The following is a 587-nucleotide window of genomic DNA, read 5'->3' on the forward strand; positions in this document are numbered from 1 at the left end:
AGAACATTCCGCGGCTATTCTGATCGCCAAGAGATGACTCGGTTTCGCACTCTTATTGCAATTCCAGCGGGCATGGTGCAACTTGCCGAATTACAAGCAGTCTGTCCTGTCTGAAGCCAGAATTTATTCGACTTGGAGCCGCCATGTACATGGTTTACTGGACAGAAATTACGAACGAAGCCCGAACTCCTTGCCAAGAGCTATTTTCGCAGTCCGATCTGCGGGCTGCACTGGCATTTATGGAAAAACTTCGCCAAAAGCAGCGTGCGGGAGAAGGTGTGTGCTTTGTAGTGATGTCTTCGGAAAATCCGGATTCGGTCGGCCATGCCGGCGCAGCCGATCCGCATCCGGACTATAAATGGATGAAACGACGCAAACAGTGAATTTCTACCAAAGATAGATGCTCTCAGGACTTTATAATTTCGAGCAACGTTCATCCTACTCGGCAGGAGCGTTAATCCCATTATCTTTCACGGTCAGGATTACGCCATTGGTGCCAATCTGACGAATCTGCCGTGACCTTTGTTTTTCTTCATCATCCACATTTTGCCAGACGAGGGAATTGTTCGATCTGATAAAACGATCCA

The 587-nt window shown here is 48.2% G+C and carries 1 protein-coding gene; it reads left to right on the forward strand.

Translation table 11 applies throughout. The features are described 5' to 3' along the window. The first annotated feature begins 143 nt into the window (after positions 1-143). Complete coding sequence (locus JK635_RS27915) at positions 144-383, forward strand: hypothetical protein (RefSeq protein WP_202652998.1); 240 nt, start codon at positions 144-146, stop codon at positions 381-383. Positions 384-587 lie beyond the last annotated feature (204 nt).

This window comes from Neobacillus paridis (assembly GCF_016765675.1).
Classification (GTDB): domain Bacteria; phylum Bacillota; class Bacilli; order Bacillales; family Cytobacillaceae; genus Neobacillus; species Neobacillus paridis.